General features: G+C 35.4%; 18 protein-coding genes. 13 read left to right on the top strand and 5 right to left on the bottom strand.

Features of this window, described 5'->3' with window-relative positions:
* The first annotated feature begins 17 nt into the window (after positions 1 to 17).
* From cysT to SJY24_RS24890, 3 genes are read left to right on the top strand one after another with little or no spacing between them, the layout of a single operon-like run.
* Complete coding sequence (gene cysT / locus SJY24_RS24900) at positions 18 to 845, top strand: sulfate ABC transporter permease subunit CysT (protein ID WP_016128915.1); 828 nt, start codon at positions 18 to 20, stop codon at positions 843 to 845.
* An 11-nt stretch (positions 846 to 856) separates the two neighbouring features.
* Positions 857 to 1,714, top strand: coding sequence for a sulfate ABC transporter permease subunit CysW (gene cysW / locus SJY24_RS24895; protein ID WP_000433837.1), 858 nt, complete (start codon positions 857 to 859; stop codon positions 1,712 to 1,714).
* 12 nt (positions 1,715 to 1,726) lie between these two features.
* Positions 1,727 to 2,800 carry a sulfate/molybdate ABC transporter ATP-binding protein gene (locus SJY24_RS24890; protein WP_377866555.1) on the top strand — a complete coding sequence of 358 codons (1,074 nt, stop codon included), beginning with the start codon at positions 1,727 to 1,729 and terminating at the stop codon, positions 2,798 to 2,800.
* A 70-nt stretch (positions 2,801 to 2,870) separates the two neighbouring features.
* Here the strand turns inward: SJY24_RS24890 and SJY24_RS24885 are convergent, their stop codons facing one another.
* The gene (locus tag SJY24_RS24885) at positions 2,871 to 3,416 is read right to left on the bottom strand and encodes a TetR/AcrR family transcriptional regulator (protein WP_377866554.1); all 546 of its coding nucleotides are present in this window, start codon (positions 3,414 to 3,416) and stop codon (positions 2,871 to 2,873) included.
* Between the two features lie 297 nt (positions 3,417 to 3,713).
* Here SJY24_RS24885 and SJY24_RS24880 point away from each other — a divergent pair, with 297 nt between their 5' ends.
* Positions 3,714 to 4,820 carry a metallophosphoesterase gene (locus SJY24_RS24880; protein WP_377866553.1) on the top strand — a complete coding sequence of 369 codons (1,107 nt, stop codon included), beginning with the start codon at positions 3,714 to 3,716 and terminating at the stop codon, positions 4,818 to 4,820.
* A gap of 132 nt (positions 4,821 to 4,952) precedes the next feature.
* On the top strand, positions 4,953 to 5,930 hold the full coding sequence (locus tag SJY24_RS24875) for an HD domain-containing protein (RefSeq protein ID WP_377866552.1): 978 nt from the start codon (positions 4,953 to 4,955) through the stop codon (positions 5,928 to 5,930).
* 42 nt (positions 5,931 to 5,972) lie between these two features.
* On the opposite strand, the gene SJY24_RS24870 is transcribed toward SJY24_RS24875, so the two are convergent.
* Together SJY24_RS24870 and SJY24_RS24865 are read right to left on the bottom strand one after the other, a co-directional pair.
* On the bottom strand, positions 5,973 to 7,097 hold the full coding sequence (locus SJY24_RS24870; protein ID WP_377866551.1) for an anti-sigma factor: 1,125 nt from the start codon (positions 7,095 to 7,097) through the stop codon (positions 5,973 to 5,975).
* 5 nt (positions 7,098 to 7,102) lie between these two features.
* Positions 7,103 to 7,588, bottom strand: a complete 486-nt coding sequence (locus SJY24_RS24865; protein WP_377866550.1) for an RNA polymerase sigma factor — start codon at positions 7,586 to 7,588, stop codon at positions 7,103 to 7,105.
* 137 nt (positions 7,589 to 7,725) lie between these two features.
* Here SJY24_RS24865 and SJY24_RS24860 point away from each other — a divergent pair, with 137 nt between their 5' ends.
* A complete protein-coding gene (locus tag SJY24_RS24860) occupies positions 7,726 to 8,628 on the top strand; it encodes an AraC family transcriptional regulator (protein ID WP_377866549.1) in 903 nt (300 codons plus the stop codon).
* Between the two features lie 111 nt (positions 8,629 to 8,739).
* Here the strand turns inward: SJY24_RS24860 and SJY24_RS24855 are convergent, their stop codons facing one another.
* Together SJY24_RS24855 and SJY24_RS24850 are read right to left on the bottom strand one after the other, a co-directional pair.
* Positions 8,740 to 10,476, bottom strand: coding sequence for an ATP-binding response regulator (locus SJY24_RS24855; protein WP_377866548.1), 1,737 nt, complete (start codon positions 10,474 to 10,476; stop codon positions 8,740 to 8,742).
* Positions 10,477 to 10,485: 9 nt separating this feature from the next.
* A complete protein-coding gene (locus tag SJY24_RS24850) occupies positions 10,486 to 11,187 on the bottom strand; it encodes a response regulator transcription factor (RefSeq protein WP_377866547.1) in 702 nt (233 codons plus the stop codon).
* Between the two features lie 143 nt (positions 11,188 to 11,330).
* On the opposite strand from SJY24_RS24850, the gene SJY24_RS24845 reads away from it, so the two are divergent.
* The 7 genes from SJY24_RS24845 to SJY24_RS24815 all read left to right on the top strand — a co-directional run bounded on the left by SJY24_RS24845 (position 11,331) and on the right by SJY24_RS24815 (position 17,242).
* A complete protein-coding gene (locus SJY24_RS24845) occupies positions 11,331 to 12,179 on the top strand; it encodes a CPBP family intramembrane glutamic endopeptidase (RefSeq protein ID WP_377866546.1) in 849 nt (282 codons plus the stop codon).
* Between the two features lies 1 nt (position 12,180).
* On the top strand, positions 12,181 to 12,537 hold the full coding sequence (locus SJY24_RS24840; protein ID WP_131929237.1) for a hypothetical protein: 357 nt from the start codon (positions 12,181 to 12,183) through the stop codon (positions 12,535 to 12,537).
* 31 nt (positions 12,538 to 12,568) lie between these two features.
* Complete coding sequence (locus SJY24_RS24835) at positions 12,569 to 12,868, top strand: hypothetical protein (RefSeq protein WP_016104139.1); 300 nt, start codon at positions 12,569 to 12,571, stop codon at positions 12,866 to 12,868.
* A gap of 214 nt (positions 12,869 to 13,082) precedes the next feature.
* Complete coding sequence (locus SJY24_RS24830) at positions 13,083 to 14,348, top strand: M48 family metallopeptidase (RefSeq protein ID WP_377866545.1); 1,266 nt, start codon at positions 13,083 to 13,085, stop codon at positions 14,346 to 14,348.
* A gap of 96 nt (positions 14,349 to 14,444) precedes the next feature.
* Positions 14,445 to 15,353 carry a DMT family transporter gene (locus SJY24_RS24825; protein ID WP_377866542.1) on the top strand — a complete coding sequence of 303 codons (909 nt, stop codon included), beginning with the start codon at positions 14,445 to 14,447 and terminating at the stop codon, positions 15,351 to 15,353.
* A 78-nt stretch (positions 15,354 to 15,431) separates the two neighbouring features.
* Positions 15,432 to 16,103 carry an S-layer homology domain-containing protein gene (locus SJY24_RS24820; protein ID WP_377866541.1) on the top strand — a complete coding sequence of 224 codons (672 nt, stop codon included), beginning with the start codon at positions 15,432 to 15,434 and terminating at the stop codon, positions 16,101 to 16,103.
* 488 nt (positions 16,104 to 16,591) lie between these two features.
* Positions 16,592 to 17,242, top strand: a complete 651-nt coding sequence (locus SJY24_RS24815) for an S-layer homology domain-containing protein (RefSeq protein WP_377866539.1) — start codon at positions 16,592 to 16,594, stop codon at positions 17,240 to 17,242.
* Positions 17,243 to 17,377 lie beyond the last annotated feature (135 nt).

The following is a 17,377-nucleotide window of genomic DNA, read 5'->3' as shown; positions in this document are numbered from 1 at the left end:
GGATGAGGTGACGTTATATGAGGAAGAAGCGTGTTTTACCAGGGTTTGGATTATCTCTTGGATTTACAATGCTATATATGAGTTTATTCGTACTTATACCACTTTCTATCGTATTTATTCAAACTTCGCAGCTAGGCTGGAAGAAGTTCGCACAAGTTATAACGAGTGAGCGCGTGTTGCATTCGTATCAAGTAAGTCTCACAACTTCACTTGTAGCGGCAATCGTAAATGCCATTTTCGGTTTATTAATTGCTTGGGTACTCGTCCGCTACACATTTCCAGGGAAGCGGTTATTAGACGGACTAATAGATTTACCATTCGCTCTTCCGACTGCAGTAGCTGGTATTACACTTACGACGCTTTATGCGGAAAATGGTTGGATCGGAAAAATATTTAATGTGTTTCATATAAAAGTAGCTTTTACCCAGCTAGGCATTATTGTGGCGCTTACGTTTATTGGTTTGCCCTTTGTCGTTCGGATGGTGCAACCAGTGCTGCAAAGTATTGATAAAGAAGTAGAAGAAGCAGCTTCTAGTCTAGGGGCATCACGCTTCCAAATATTTTTGAAAATCATTTTACCAGAAATATTCCCGGCTCTACTTGCTGGTTTTTCACTCGCCTTTGCGCGGGCGTTAGGGGAATATGGATCTGTCGTGTTCATTGCAGGTAATATGCCAATGAAAACAGAAATTGCACCGCTTATGATTATGACGAAACTAGAACAATATGATTATGCAGGAGCAACAGCTGTAGCGGCTGTGATGCTTATTATTTCTCTCCTTTTCCTACTACTTATTAATATGATTCAAACTTGGAGTAGAAGGCATGAACTGAAAAGCGAATAGGAGGGGAGAAAATGGAACCAACATTATTAGAAAAGAAAATAGTAAAAAGCGTATCAGTTAAAAAAGAATCTAAGTTTGTACCCATTCTATTCATTACGATAACAGTTTTATTTTTATCTCTCTTTCTATTACTGCCGCTCGTGACAATTTTTATGAAAGCATTCGAACGAGGAATTGATGTATATATTGCCGCAGTAACAGATCAAGAAGCATTTTTGGCAATCAGGTTAACACTTCTCGTTGCTTTAATCGTTGTGCCGCTGAATACGATATTCGGAATAGCAGCGGCTTGGCTTATTACGAAGTTTCAATTTAAAGGAAAGCAACTATTATTATCTCTTATTGAACTGCCGTTTGCTGTATCACCAGTCATTGCGGGATTAGTATTTGTTTTACTTTTTACACCTCGTGCAGCCTTTGGCGGATGGTTAATGGAACATGGGATAAAACTCATCTTCTCTGTCCCTGGTATTATCATTGCGACAATCTTTGTTACGTTTCCGTTCGTTGCGCGTGAATTAATCCCGGTCATGCAGGCGCAAGGGAAAAGTGAAGAAGAAGCAGCTCTATCACTTGGCGCAAGCGGCTGGAAAATGTTTTGGCGAGTTACATTACCAAATATAAAATGGGGCCTTTTATACGGCATGATTTTATGTAACGCCCGGGCTATTGGTGAGTTCGGGGCAGTTTCCGTTGTGTCTGGTCACGTGCGCGGCGTTACAAATACGATGCCGCTTCATATTGAAATTTTGTACAATGAATATCAATTTTCAGCAGCGTTCGCTGTGGCGACTTTAATGTCACTCATCGCAGTTTTTACGCTCGTTATAAAAAACTGGATTGAATGGAGAATGGAAAAAAGACAATAAGGGGTGAGTGCGGTGAGTATTCAAATTCAAAATGTATCAAAACAATATGGTACATTTCAAGCGCTGACAGACATTCATTTGGATATTCCAAAAGGTGAACTGGTCGCTTTATTAGGCCCATCAGGTTCTGGGAAGACGACGTTATTACGAATTATTGCAGGACTAGAAGAAGCGGATGGAGGCTCCATTTCATTTGATGGAGAAGATTTAACTGATATTCACGTGAAAAACAGGCAAGTCGGTTTCGTCTTCCAGCACTATGCACTTTTTAAACATATGAATGTATTTGAAAATGTCGCTTTCGGTTTAAAAGTAAGAAAGAAAAACTTACGACCTTCAGCTGAAGTAATAAAAGAAAAAGTAACAGAACTATTGAAACTAGTAAAAATGGATGGTTTCGCAAAACGTTATCCAGCGCAATTATCTGGCGGACAACGCCAACGTATCGCACTAGCCCGGGCACTTGCAGTCGAACCGAAAATTTTATTGTTAGATGAACCGTTCGGTGCACTTGATGCGAAAGTACGGAAAGAATTGCGAAGATGGCTCCGGAAACTACATGACGAATTTCAAATTACGAGCGTATTCGTAACGCATGATCAAGAAGAAGCGTTAGACGTTGCGGACCGCATCGTTGTAATGAATGAAGGGCGCATTGAACAAATGGGAACACCGGAAGAAGTGTATGAAAAACCAGCAAGTCCGTTCGTATATGACTTTTTAGGAAACGTGAATTTATTTCACGGCCGCGTTCATAAAGGTAAGCTAAATGTAGGATCAGTGGAACTAGAAGCACCAGAGCATAAGCACGTTTCAAACGTAGACGGAGTGGGATACGTAAGGCCACATCATCTATCAATCTCTCGTACGAAACAAAGTGTAGATGCAATTCCAGCGAAAGTATCATACTCTCACGCAGTTGGCCCTGTCGTATATGTAGAATTGAAGCGCGACGGAACAGATGAGTATCTAGAAGCAGAGATTAGTAAAGAACAGTTTAGGCAGCTAGGCATTCAAACAGGTGATTTTGTATACGTATATCCGAGAGAAGTGAAAGTGTTTATTCCGGAGGATTTTGTGATTTAATAGTGAAAAGCCGCACCTATATGAGTATTTGTAGGTGCAGCTTTTCTTTGTTTGCATGAATGTCTGATTTTTATATATTCCTCCTCATCAATTCCCCAACCTGCGTCGCAACATATTCAATATCACTATCAATTTCGTCTAACACGTAAGATTCCAAAATCCCCATTACAGCAGTTCCTAAAAATTTTAAAACGATATGCTTATCAATGTTTTTATTTACTGACGTATTTGTATTTAGTTTTTTCTCTAGTTCACCCATGATAAAAGTTAGTAACTTTTTCTGAAATAATAATGTGCTGTTGCTTCTAAATAACGCTGCGAAAAATGGTTTGTGTTCTTTGAAGTATTCAAACCATATGACAGTTCCTTCTATATAACCTTTTGTTTGTTTTATATCGCATATTTCTCTTAATTGATTTAAATGGTCGTCCACAATTTTGTCTAATAAATTGTATTTATCTAGGTAGTGTAGGTAGAAGGTTTTTCTCCCGATGTTTGCTTTTTCTGTAATGTTTTTTACTGTAATTTCGTCAAAGCCATCTTCAATTAACATTTCTATAAATGCAGATTGAATGGCGTTTTGTGATTTTATAATTCTTCTATCGATTTTCTCCATATGTTCCCCCGTTCTTTAATACACAAATCTTGTAATGTGTGTATTAATACTCGAATAATTAAATGTGGTCATTGAAACGGATTCATGCTCACTTTATTATAAATATACATGTGAGTATTAACTCTCACAAGTGTAAAATCAAAAAATAAAGGTGGTTTAAATATAGCGGTTATAAAGAGAAGTGTATGATAATGCGGGAAGATTACAAGTAAGAGGAAAATAACTTTGATTTGCTTACTATTTACGTTCTAGGCACATAACAAGATATAATAGAAGAAATCAATAAGGAGGCTAGCAGTGAAAAATTTTCGTTATCTCAATATATTCACTATTTTAATTGTATACACACTACTTATGTTTTACATCGGCTGGAACGGATGGATTTGGCTCAGTACGGTGTTCGGCTGGGAATCTTGGGGATATTACGCTTTCATAGTTGGACTTATTTCATATGCGTACATTCTCGTACAAGTGTTTAAATTCCTTCCTTTCCTGCGAACGGTCGGTTCAATTTGGTTTGCGGTTATACAATACGCGCTTATGTTATTGCCGTTAGCCGATATTATAGTTTTCCTTCTACAGTTTTCAATGGAGAAAGAGACGGCAATTGTTTGGACAGGATCGGCCGTGTTACTTGCGTTCATCTTTATTTTTGCGTATGGAGTATTCAACGCATATAGTCCAGTAGTAAGAAAGTACGAAGTGCACATACCGAAAAAAGTAGAAGGGCGTAAAAGTTTACGCATTGCGATGGCCTCTGATATGCATTTCGGTAAACTGTCTGGAGTTGCTCATTTAAAGAGACTCGTTCGTCATGTAAATGAAATGAAACCCGATATTATTTTACTGCCGGGTGATATTATCGATGATCATCCAGGTGTGTTCATTCAAAAAAATATGGGACCAATCATGAAACAGATGAAAGCTCCATTAGGCGTATATGGTGTGTTAGGAAACCATGAATATTACGGCCGAGCTGTTCCTGAGTTTTTACAAGAGATGGATAAGATTGATATTCGTATTCTTTTAGATGAAGTCATTACAATTGAAGATGATTTTTATCTCGTCGGAAGAAGGGATAAAACAGAGCGTGATCGTCAAAGTTTTGAAAACCTAATGAGTACGGTAGATAAATCGCTTCCTGTTATCGCAATGGATCACCAGCCATTTGAATTAAAGCAGGCAGCGGACGCCGGCGTTGATTTATTATTATCCGGTCACACGCATCGCGGACAAATGGCGCCGAACCATATTGTGACGAGAAGAATGTACGAACTAGACTGGGGATACGCACAAAAAGGTGCATTCCACGCAATTGTTTCTTCTGGATTTGGATTCTGGGGACCACCGCTTAGACTGGGAAGTAGATCTGAGATTGTGCAGGTGGAAGTTACGTTTGAATAGGTATGTGAAATAGAGAGCTGAGTGCTCTCTATTTTTAATTTAAAGGCACAAAATATTCGAGTGAAGTTCTTTATTTACTCTCTGAAAAAAGAGATACTATAAGAAGACTCTGCTTGAAAAGGGGGATCTTAAGTGATCATATCAGATGTCATATACGGTGAGTTTAAAGTAGATAAAGTGTTAGAAGAATTAATTTTAAGTAAACCTGTGCAAAGGCTGAAAGGGGTTCATCAAGCCGGAGCAAGTTACTTAATGAATGAGAAATGGAATGTAACGCGCTTTGATCATTCAGTTGGTGCGATGTTGTTAATTAAAAAACTTGGTGGTTCAGTAGAAGAACAGATTGCTGGTTTACTGCATGATGTATCGCATACTGCTTTTTCCCATGTGATCGATTATGTTTTTGATAACGAAAATGAAAGTTATCATGAAGAAATATTTAGTTCTGTCGTGAAAAACTCGGAAATCCCGGCGATTCTTTCAAAACATGGTTATAACTATGAAGATATTTTGTTAGATGATTCGAAGTGGACATTACTTGAAAGATCCGCACCGGAATTATGTGCAGACCGAGTGGATTACACATTGAGAGATATGTTTACATATGGATATATTTCTTTAGAAGAAGCTCAAAATTTTTTAGATGATTTAATTGAAGTTAATGGGAAAATGGTTCTTCAAAATATTGAACTTGCTGAATGGTTTACGAAGACGTATTACAAAGAGGTAATCGATTTCTTTATGAAACCAATGAATATTTATGGAAACGATATGTTAGCTAAAACGTTAAAGTTAGCTCTTCATAAAAAGATAATCCATCCAGATGATTTTCTTCTTGAAGATCATGAGCTTATATCGAAATTGCAGCTATGTAAAGATACAGAAGTACGTGCGTTATTAAGCAAAGTTCATCCGAATGTAAAAGTAGAAGAAGATAGAAATGATTATGATCTATATCAGAAAAATAAAGTACGTCTTATTGATCCTCCGTTACTTCATGAAGGGGAAGTTGTTCAATCGTCTATTGTGTCAGAAAACATAAGACAGATGAGCGATATCGCTTATGAAAAAGCAGTAAGAGGGATGTATGTGAAAGTGATTTCTGAGTAAAAAAGGTAGAGCATCCAATAGGGATGCTCTACCTTTTTCTCATTAATGATCAAACCAATTCCAAACCTCAATATCTCCAAGAGTCGCATAACGTACGTGCGGAGAGTTTTGTAATTTTAATAATTCTTTCGAAGGGCCAGTAATGACCATTCCGTATACTTTTACGCCGTTATCTTTTACATATTTATAACGTTTATCTAAGTTCAGCTGCTCCTCAGGAAGCATGGCAACTTTACTTACAGTTTTTTCATGCGTAGAAAGAATCCGCATCATTTCAATAACTTTATCCTCTTGCGTTTTCAGATTTTTTGTTTCATCATCAAGGAATCCTATATGTTCTGGAAATCCTATAAAGTCGTCCCCAGATAGGATGAAATCTTCTTCGTTTATTCTTTCTTGTCCCGTATCTAAAGCGTACCATACAGGAGTTGGAGGGAGTTCTTGTGCTTCAAATACGCCATATAAAAGTGGTTCTAATTCCTGTAAAGTGTAGGGTTTGTCAAAAGATATTGCTACTTCTGCAACGGTTCCCTCATGTACCTTTGCAAGTGTATCCCAAACCTTTTTAGATGCTTCTTTCAAATAATCACCTTGTTTTATTTTTGGATGAACAAAGTGGATGTTCGATTGATAGTGCATATTCACCCAAGATTTATGTGTGATATTTAAAGAAGATAAGAAGCTGCTTGTTTCTATTGAACCGAGTGGCATTTCTTTTTTACCAATCGTTTTGACTAAATCAAATTGGCTGTTTGTTCGAAAGAAAGCTTCTACACTTGTTCCCACGCCCATAACGCGGCTATTTGGGATAGTTGCTTCAAGTGCAAGAGAAGGAACATCTCGTATTTCTTTTAGTCGTTTATCATTATCAGCTTGAAAATAAAAGGCAGATAATACTCCGCCAATCATATATATAACGATACAAATTGCTAGTATAAAACCAACCGTTTGTAATCGATGTTTCCACTTAATCCTCCAAAATGGAACTTTAAGATCTTTTGGAGGCAACCTTTTCTTTACTGGTTCACTCTTCGCAAGCAATTCATCCAGGTGCACTTCACACTCTTCGCAAGTCTCAATATGACTTTCTAACCGTTCTTGTTCATCATGTGTGAGCGTTCCTTTTTCGTATTTCTCCCACAGTTTTTTAAACTCTGTACAACCCATCTGTATCACTCCTTTATGCTTTTCGTTTCTTTTCGTCCTCGGTGTAATTCAATTTTTACTTTTGCTAACGAGAGGTTAGTCATTTCTGCTATTTCCTTATAGGAGAATCCGTAGTAATCTCGTAGTAGTAACACATTTCGTCTTTCGAGCGGAAGAGAAGATATACTTTGTAACCAACTAGCAATCTCATGTTTTACGAAATAAGAGTGTTCTGTACTTGGCACGTTTGGTAAATGGAATTCTTCAATTTGCGTTGTTTTATACTTTTTTTCTTTTCGGTACCAATCGATAAAGGCGTTGTAGGCGATTGTAAATAACCACGGCCTAATTTCTTCTCCTTTATAATAGTCAATATGGACGAGCATTCGGTAAAATGTTTCTTGCATGAGATCTTCAGCACTATGAGAATCTCCGGTTAGGGAGAGAAGATAGCGAAATAAATCTTGCATATGCTCTGAGTAAATTTCTTCTAATGATTGTTTGCATTTCACTACATTTCCCTCCCTTCATACATAACAACGAAATACATATAAAAAAGTTACAATTTTTTATGGAATTATAGTAAAAAACGTCAAGAATTGGATAGGATTCTCTTTTATCATAATACATATAAGGCGGGTGAACAGAGATGGAAAGCTATGAAACACAAATTCAAAGGTCAATTGATTATATTGAGGAAGATGTAATGGAAAAACAAACGCTGCGTAATTTGGCACGTGTTGCAGGTTTTTCTGAGTCGCATTTTCATCGTGTATTCCAGGCGTTAGTAGGCGATACAGTAATGGAGTATGTTCGAAAGAGGAGGTTAGCCCGGGCAGCTTATCAACTTTCTCATACGGATGAAAAAGTTATTGATGTCGCATTTGAGCATGGCTTTCAATCTCACGAAACGTTCACGAGAGCCTTTAAAAAATTATTTCAAATGACACCAAGTGAATATCGAAAACAAGAAATTGAAACACCAATGTATTATAGAGTGAATGTAAAACAAAGAAAATTAAATCCATATTTAGGGGGCATACAAATGGAATATCGTATTGTAAATAAACCAGAATTTTTAATGGCGGGTTATGAGCTGAAGACGACAAGTAAAGAAGGAAAAAACCATCAAGATATCCCAGCATTTTGGCAAGACTATTTACAAAAAGATCTTGGAACGACGATTCCGAATCGTAAAGATACGAGCCAATGGGTAGAGCTAGGATTATGTACTGATTTTAATTTAGAAACAGGGGACTTCACTTATATTATTGGAATGGAAGTTACAGACTTTGAAAATGTACCAAATGAAGTTGCAAAGCGTACATTCCCAGCGGCGACATATGCAGTATTTACAACGCCGAAAGTTCCTCATGAAGAAATGGTATCGTCTATTCACCAAACGTGGAATGCTGTATTCTCAGAGTGGTTCCCGCATTCAGGATATGAACATTGCGGAGTTACAGAGTTTGAACTATACGATGAACGTTCCCATGCAGATAAAAGTGAATTTGCTCAAATTGAACTTTGGATACCGGTGAAGAAGAAATAATAGAAAGAAAGATCGTCCAAAAGGTATTTTTGGACGATCTTCTTTTATTAATAGGTTGCTACTACTGGCGTATTTTGTAGTTAAGTCGATATAATTTCATTTACTAGCATGCTACACCGGAAACACAAGTATAATCGTCGTTCCTTTTCCCAGTTCACTATCAATGGAGATCGTTCCGTTATGAGCAAGAACGAGCTGTTTTGTAATGGCGAGGCCAAGTCCAGTTCCGATGTTGCTTTCTTCTGTATTCGTTCCTCTGTAATATCGCTCGAATAGAAGTTCTTTCGTTTTATCGTCCATACCTTTTCCATCATCTGAAATAGATAGTGTAAATGAATTTGTATTTTGTGAAAGTTTTACGATTACGTTTGTCGTTTCATTATTATGTTTTACAGCGTTTGCGAGTAGGTTTTCGATAATACGTTGGAACCATTTTTCTTCAATAAAATATTGGATTTTGCTTGAACTTGGCACAAATTCAATGTTTTGATTTTGTAGTGTCGGGTTATTAATAAATTGTAATAATACTTTTTGGACGAACTGATTAATCTCAACATTTACGTGTTGCGCAGGCAGAGTATCATTTTTTAATTGATATGTTAAGCTTAAGTCGTCAATTAATGTAGTCATATATTGAGATTTTTCTTTCATTACATGGCCAAATTGTTGAATGTCTTGATCAGTCCAATTATATTGTTTCGATTCTAGTAATAATGCATAGCCGTATATAGAGCTAAGCGGTGTTTTTAGATCATGCGTCAGGCCGCTAATCCACTCTTCACGTGTTTGTTGCAGTACTTTTCTCATTGCATCGTTCTTTTTCAAAGTAATAGAAAGGTGCTCTAGTGAGTTTGTAACATCTTTAAATATGCGGAACGACCATTTTTCTTTACCTGGGCGCCGGAATCGAACAGGTTTGCCTTTTTTACTAACAGGTTCTTCATATTTTCCTCCGGCTATGTTTTTAAGCCAGCGCATCGTGTGTAATAAAGGCTTTCCAAACTTATTTCCGTACCAAATTGAAAGAATGACTAAATAAACAAACACAATAAGGAGGATTAAGCTGCATCCGATTAGAAGTTTTTTGGTAAATATATCATCTAATTCATCATCTGGATAATAATGAGCGTTTGGGGCGGATACAACGACGAGATGACCGCTATTTGAATCGTAAAAACTAGATGTATTTTCTTTATAATTCCATGGTTCTTTTTCATTAAGAGCCGTTTTTATAGCCGAAAATGTTTTTTTCTTCCCAGTTGGATAGGAAAAAACTTCTTCGCCATTGTTATTAAATACTTGCAGTGTTGCTTTTTCTTTAGAAATTAATTGTTTTTCTTGTTCAGTTAGTGCAAATTCATTTAATGGTAAAGAAGGATGCCCTTGTTGTATCGTTTTTAGTAAAGCATTACTTTTTAGTTTGGCACCGTAAATAACGATCACTGGTTTCTCTTCTAATTTAATTTCCCAATAGTTAAATTTATAAATACTGTTGCTGCTATTCTGTAAATACGTAAGTAAGGATGTCTTTGTGTAAGAGGTAGGAACATCGTTAGGCGTATTAAAGTTGTAAAGGACCTTTCCATCTTCATCTACAATTTGAAGCCAATCACTCTTTTCTTTTATTAAATCTTTTACCTTAGATTTTAAAGTAATGTTATTGTCTTCAGAAGAAATATATTCGGAGATTGTAAAGGTATCATAATCAGAAATATTAGGTTCATATAAAGTACTATTAAGAAGAAAAATTAAATAAGAAAAAGAAGCAACTACTGCGATAAGTAACGTAACTAAGACAAAAACATGTTGTAAAATGAACTGGATTATAAGTCTCTTATTAAAATTCATATCTTTAACCTACTTTGTAATGAACTTATAGCCAAGTCCACGAACTGTTTTTATGTATTCTGGTTTGCTTGGATCTTGTTCAATTTTTTCACGTAGTTTTCGAATGTGAACCATAACAGTATTATCATCTCCATTATAGGCAGGAGCTCCCCAAACTTTTTCGTATAATTCTTCCTTCGAAAATACGTAGTTCGGATTCTCACAAAAGAAGAGTAGTAATTGAAAGAGTTGAGCGGAACATTCGACAACGTTCCCATCTACTGTTAGTTCCGCAGAATGTTGATTAATTTCAAATCTCCCAAATGAAATGGAGTGTGTTTTTTGTTCTTGTACGCTTTGCTTCATATGCCTTCGAAGTTGTGCTTTCATACGAGCGACTACTTCAAGTGGATTAAATGGCTTCGTAATATAATCATCGGCACCGTATGAAAATCCAGATACTTTATCTAAATCAGAAGTTTTCGCTGTTAGAAAGAAGATCGGGCAATCCGTTTTTTGGCGAATGATCGGACAAATGTCAAAACCGGACTGTCTGGGAAGCATCACATCTAAAATGATTAAATCGTAATTGTTTTGTTCAATGAGAGATAAGGCTAGTTCCGCAGATGTTGCAGTTGTAATATGAGAAAAACCTTCTTTTTTAAGAATGGTAGTTAGTAATTGTAAAATTGCTGTTTCATCATCAACAAGTAAAATATTTGCGTGATACATATATATGAATCCCTCCTAATTTCCTCGAATATCATATCATCTTTTTGTAACTTATGGAATTTTTAAGGGAATTTTAAGGTTTTCTTTCACAAAAAATTAAGATTCAAATGATATGATAAAAGTAACATGGGGAGGAGATGAATGTGAATCCGTTTCAAACGATGCGAGCTAGATATTTTTTAATTGTATTTGCATTATTAATTTTAATAGCACGAAGTAGTAATGAAGTGCTAGAAAATACATTTCATATACAGAATTCATCTTTTATAAATATGCTTATATTTTATATCCTTCCAATAATATGGCTGTTTTACGGATATAGAAAGCATCGTGTTTCATTTTCATTATTTATTAATAGAAACGAAACATTTAACCTAGTGCAAGTTTTGTACATCGCAATTATGCTATGTATTTTTAGTTACGGCTATCTTATTTTGTATATGTATAGCTTTGCATGGATTACACCAGATTTTATTATGAATGCCTTGCATGAACCGATTATAGATAGTACTGGGGGATATGTATATCAATTTATTATGGTCGTATTTATCGCACCTATTGTCGGAGAATTTGTTTTTCGAGGATTTTTACTACAGCGTTTTGCAGCGAAATGGGGTACTAGTATAGCGATGGTCGTTGTAGCACTTTTATTTGCTTGCTTACATGTTGATTTCCTGGGCGCAGTTGTGTTTAGCATCGTACTATCAATTGTATATATTCGTACGAAAAGCTTACTCATGCCAATTGCCATTCATATGTTAAACAATGCGTTTGTGCTATGTGCTTCTTTTCTAGTAAGCAGAGAAAAGATAATGAGTTTTGCCGATTTTTCGAACTATACGACATTCTTTCCAGGATTAATTATTTTTATAGCAGGATTAAACTTAGTACTCATCTTTTTATTTGTGAATCGCAAATATTGGAGTAAAGAAGTGCCAGCTATATATGTAGAGCAGGGAAAGAGTTTTTCAGATGTAGTGGGGGGTAAGTAAGATGAAGAAAACGTTTGAAAAAATATTGAAAGATATTATAGAGTCTACGTCTCTTACAGATATGTGTGATAAAAGCGTTTGTCATTGGGTGCAACCTGTAGTAGATACAATTGTGTTTCCAGAGTATTACTTATTTTCTAGTACTCATTTAAAAGGAAATATTATTTCTCTTCTTATTGTGTTAGGGGTTTTACTAATATTTGGTCTAATTGTAGAAGAAATGATGAAGCGCATCTTCAAAAAAAATGAAGAGAAGTATATGTGGGTTCATAAAGTATTCGAGAAAGTAATGGTGGCTTTCCTTTTGTTTTATGGCATGAAAACAATCATTTACTTTATAGCTTTGAAACATCATTAATTCGAAATTTGAAAGGGATGTATAAAATTATATGAATGAAACAATATCGTCAAATAAGTTTTTTTATTTGATTGTACTGAGTTTAGTATTGATTACGACAGTAAATGTTGTTCTTCGCTGGGAGGAAGCTTACTTTTTTATGTATTTAGCGCTCCATTTATTAGGGATTTTATGTATAACGGGCGGAGTAGTTGCTGAGAAAAAGCATGAAGAAAGTATAAATTATATGTGTGTGATTGGTCTTATTTTACTTTTAACTGTACAAGGTATTATGAAATATAGTTCTTTTTCTTTGCAAGATTTTAGTTTGTTAATAGATGTGCTCCCGTAAGGAATAGTATGATATGTAAAAGGGGCTTGTTTATAAGTACATGTCTTATACTAGATTATGAGCCGAAGAAAATAGGTAAAACTCTTCTTGTAATAGAAGAGTTTTTTTTATATAAATTGAACGAGTTAGAACAATTCTCACGATTAGCTTGTTCTAATTTTGAAAGTACGAACTTACAATAATAATAGACAGGCAGCATAGAGGAGGGAATAGCGTGAGGAAAGTTATTGGGTGGTCGCTTTTTTTGTACGCTGGGTTTGCGTTACTTATATATTGGTATTTATTTGGATGGAATCATGAACTCATTCCGGACATGTATAAAGGAACGAGGGCAGATCCAGAGACTTTTATGAATGCGAGGGAGCTTACGCTAAGCCAAGATTATTCGCGCGTGAAAAACTTATTGTACTTTTTAGCGACGCCTCTTGAATGGATTATTTTATTGTTTGTACTTGTGCTCGGTATTTCAAAAAAGTTTGAGAAATGGTCGAAGGAAACGACCAAAATAAATGTCTTACAAGTTGCGATTTATTTCTTTTATTTATCATTACTGACAACAGTCCTTGCATTACCGATGCAATGGATTGGGCGTAAAGTGTCGGTTGATTACGGTATTTCCACGCAAAGTACACAAAGCTGGATAAAAGATCACGTTATCGATTTTTGGGTGAATTATGCGACGATGTTACTCATTGTTACAGTTCTTTTATGGCTCATTCGTAAATTTCCGAAGAGATGGTGGCTAGCAGGATGGGCGCTCTCTGTACCGTTTACAATTTTCTTAACGTTCGTGCAACCTGTTATTATTGATCCGCTGTACAACGATTTCTCGACACTGAAAAATAAAGAATTAGAAACGAAAATTTTAGCCATGGCAGATAAAGCTGATATTCCAGCTAAACACGTATATGAAGTAAATATGTCGGAAAAAACGAATTCGTTAAATGCATATGTAACAGGAATAGGCCTTAACTCGCGTATCGTAATGTGGGATACGACGCTTAAGCAATTAAAAGATAAAGAGATTTTATTTATAATGGCTCATGAAATGGGACATTACGTAATGAAACATATATATTGGGGCGTTGCGAGCTATGTGTTGCTATCGTTTATAGGTATGTATTTAATTAGTCGTATTATAAATATGTGTATTCGAAAATGGGGAGATACGCTGAAAGTTTCAAAAATGGCATGTTTCTCGATTTTACCTTTATTTTTCTTAATTTCTTCTGTACTATCCTTTGCATCACAACCAGCAACAAACTACGTTTCTCGTATAGAAGAACGGGCGGCAGATCAATACGCTTTAGATATGACGAAAGATGGGGAATCAGGTGTGAAAACTTTTCAATATTTATCAAAAACAAGCTTAAGCCAAGTGAATCCGCCTGCGTTAGTGAAGTTTTTCTTATACACACATCCACCAATTTTTGAAAGAATTCATACGTTTGAACAATATGAAAAACAGAAGAAGCAGTAGGATACTGCTTCTTTTTATTGTGGAGTATTCGAATTTTGGGAAATTATAGTGTATAATATGTGGAATATTCAGTGAAATATTTAGGAGGTTAATAGTTTGTTTCATTCAAAATCAATGCCAGCTATAAAAATGATTCTTTCGATGTCTATTTTCGGATCGATTGGATTCTTTTCTGTGCAAACTGGTTTACCGTCTTTTGAATTAGTATTCGTTCGTTGTATTTGTGCGACTTTATTTTTAGCATTATGTTGGTTAGTAACGGGGCAATACAGAAGTGAGAAATGGAACAAAAAAGAGACCATACAAATATTAGCTTGTGGTGTATTTCTCGTTTTTAACTGGGTATTTTTATTTAAAGCGTTTGAAGTCATGTCGATTACAATTGCGATTTCTGTGTATCATCTTGCACCGATTATCGTATTAATGATTGGTAGTATTGTATTTAAAGAGAGGCTAACAGCATTTGCGGTTCTGTCCATTGTCATATGTTTCATCGGTACAGTTTTAGTAGCTGGGGTAGATGGAAGTATGTCGCTTGAGAAACTTATGTCGTCTGGAATGGTGTGGGCGCTTCTTGCAGCTTTATTTTATGCATTTACAACGTTGTTCGGAAAAGGAATTAAGCATACGAGTGCATATGCGATGACATTTTTACAAACGTTTTTAGGTATATTTTTATTGCTACCATTCGTAGATTTTGGCAAATTTCAAGGGTTAACAGAGATGAACTGGATGATGATTACAGCGACAGGACTTATACATACGGGATTTGTATATTACTTATTTTTTGACAGTTTAAGAGATTTATCGACGAGATTAATTTCTGTATTAGTATTTTTAGATCCTGCGGTTGCAATACTATTAGATACAGTCTTTACCGGATTTAGACCGACTAGTATGCAAGTAGTGGGGATTATCCTCATATTTGTAGGAATGGTATTTACTTTTCGAAAAACGAAGGATGAAAAAATAGCGATAAAAGAAAATTTGTATTCCGAATTTTAAATAATTAGTCTGCATTCTATTGATAATTCCCTGATTTTTTGTACAATATAAATTGTAGGAAAATAAAGGAAAAGGCAGATGAGAGAGATGAAAAAGCTAGTAAAGATAGCGACATCACTAACTTTAATGGGAGGAATATTTGTAAGTGCAAATGGTGTATCTGCAAATACAGACGTTATCCAAAAATCTGGTCCTGATATTATGATAGAGTTTGATGATGTAACAACAGGTCATTGGGCATATGATGAAATTACGAATTTAGTATATCATCGAATTATGTATGGATATGGAAATGGTAAGTTTGGTGTAGAAGATAATATAACACGTGAACAGGCAGCGGCAGTGCTACATCGTGCACTTCATTTAAAGCGAAGTGTGTTTAATGAAAATCCATATGGAGATATTAGTGGGAAATCAACAATGTTTCCTTACGAAATCCTTCATTTAACAAATATCGGTATTTTTAAAGGGGACGAAAATGGAAATTTCCGTCCGAAAGATACACTGACTCGTGCAGAATTAGCACAAATTTTAACGAAAGCATATGAGTTGAAAGCGAAACGTCCACATACATTTACAGATATACCAGAAAACCATTGGGCAAGAGATGCAATTAGCGCATTGCAGTCTAATAAAGTTGCGGTAGGAACGGGAGATGGCAAGTTCGAGCCTGAAATGCTCGTTACACGTGGGCAATTTGCGAAGTTTTTACAACGATCAATTGATAATTCACCAGGGAAATGGGAATAAATAAGAGTATAAAAAAAGTACAAGTAGATTATACTTGTGCTTTTTGTCTGAAAGATAAAGTTTTTATATAATGCAATTTTTAGATTCCATTCAAACGATTAATCAATGAAGCTGGAAAAAGCGCAAATATGATATTTGCGCTTTTTTGTCTATAAAGTGAAATTTTTATAAGTGAAGGACTTGATTAGTAGATAGTAGAATATTGTATATATAATATCTTTGCAAAATCTTTTGTTTATCCTTTTTGAAACTGAAAAAGAGAAACTAGAGCGCAAAGATGAGAATATATCTTCAAATGATTTGCATGCAATTCAGAATACCCAATTGGAATTGAGAGCGAATTGGCTCTCCTAGTAATCTTCAAAATAATAGATGTTAAAAATGTAATATATTACATAGGGCTTGCAAATACAGCATATGTAATATGGGAAAGAATTTAGTCTATTATGTTCCACTTTTAATAAAGTGGAAATGAAGGAGCGAGGACAATGAAGAAAAAAATGTTCCGTGTAATGGCGGCAGCGACTATTATGGGTGGATTATTGGTAAGTACAAATGTTCCTAACATAAAAGCAGAAGAATATCCTGAAATGATTGTATTTGACGATGTTCCAGTAAACCATTGGGCATATGATTATATTCTAGATGCGGCGTATAATAAAATTATGCTAGGTTATGGAAATGGAAAGTTTGGTGTAGGTGATAACGTAACACGTGAACAAGTGGCGGCAGTACTATATCGCGCACTTAATATAAAACATGAAGGACCGTTAAAAAATCCGTATAATGATATTTCTGAAAGATCAACAATGTTTCCAAATGAAATTTTAGCATTAACAGAACGCGGTATTTTTAAAGGTGATGAGAAGGGGAACTTTAGACCTAGAGAAACAATAACACGTGCAGAAGTAGCGCAAGTTCTTACAAAGACATATTCCTTTGAAGTGAAGCAACGGCATACATTTAAAGATGTACCAAATAATTACTGGGCGAAAAATGCAATTAGTGCCTTGCAATCTAATAATGTCATAGTAGGAACAGGAAATGGAAAGTTTGAACCGAATAAAGTTGTAACACGTGAGCAATATGCAACATTTTTATATAAAGCTATTATTAACTTTCATTTAAAAAGCGAATAACGTAAAATTATATTGACATAGTATATTTTTTTAAAAAAGCGCGAAGATAACGCGCTTTTTTCTTGTTTTAAATTGTTTATTTGTATATTTATTCTGCTGTTAACAGTTTGGTGAATAGTATCGTGTGGAAAAAAT

This window comes from Bacillus sp. R86525, assembly GCF_042466195.1.
GTDB classification, from domain to species: Bacteria; Bacillota; Bacilli; order Bacillales; family Bacillaceae_G; genus Bacillus_A; species Bacillus_A nitratireducens.
The sequence above is the reverse complement of the archived record's forward strand: the minus strand, read 5'-3'. Positions and strand labels throughout refer to the sequence as shown.

Excerpts from the sequence above, each read along its gene's own strand:
- cysT (WP_016128915.1), top strand. The coding sequence starts at position 18 with ATGAGGAAGAAGCGTGTTTTACCAGGGTTTGGATTATCTCTTGGATTT.
- SJY24_RS24870 (WP_377866551.1), bottom strand. The coding sequence starts at position 7,097 with ATGGGTTGTACAGAGTTTAAAAAACTGTGGGAGAAATACGAAAAAGGA.
- cysW (WP_000433837.1), top strand. The coding sequence starts at position 857 with ATGGAACCAACATTATTAGAAAAGAAAATAGTAAAAAGCGTATCAGTT.
- SJY24_RS24860 (WP_377866549.1), top strand. The coding sequence starts at position 7,726 with ATGGAAAGCTATGAAACACAAATTCAAAGGTCAATTGATTATATTGAG.
- SJY24_RS24820 (WP_377866541.1), top strand. The coding sequence starts at position 15,432 with ATGAGAGAGATGAAAAAGCTAGTAAAGATAGCGACATCACTAACTTTA.
- SJY24_RS24815 (WP_377866539.1), top strand. The coding sequence starts at position 16,592 with ATGAAGAAAAAAATGTTCCGTGTAATGGCGGCAGCGACTATTATGGGT.
- SJY24_RS24840 (WP_131929237.1), top strand. The coding sequence starts at position 12,181 with ATGAAGAAAACGTTTGAAAAAATATTGAAAGATATTATAGAGTCTACG.
- SJY24_RS24885 (WP_377866554.1), bottom strand. The coding sequence starts at position 3,416 with ATGGAGAAAATCGATAGAAGAATTATAAAATCACAAAACGCCATTCAA.
- SJY24_RS24855 (WP_377866548.1), bottom strand. The coding sequence starts at position 10,476 with ATGAATTTTAATAAGAGACTTATAATCCAGTTCATTTTACAACATGTT.
- SJY24_RS24850 (WP_377866547.1), bottom strand. The coding sequence starts at position 11,187 with ATGTATCACGCAAATATTTTACTTGTTGATGATGAAACAGCAATTTTA.
- SJY24_RS24835 (WP_016104139.1), top strand. The coding sequence starts at position 12,569 with ATGAATGAAACAATATCGTCAAATAAGTTTTTTTATTTGATTGTACTG.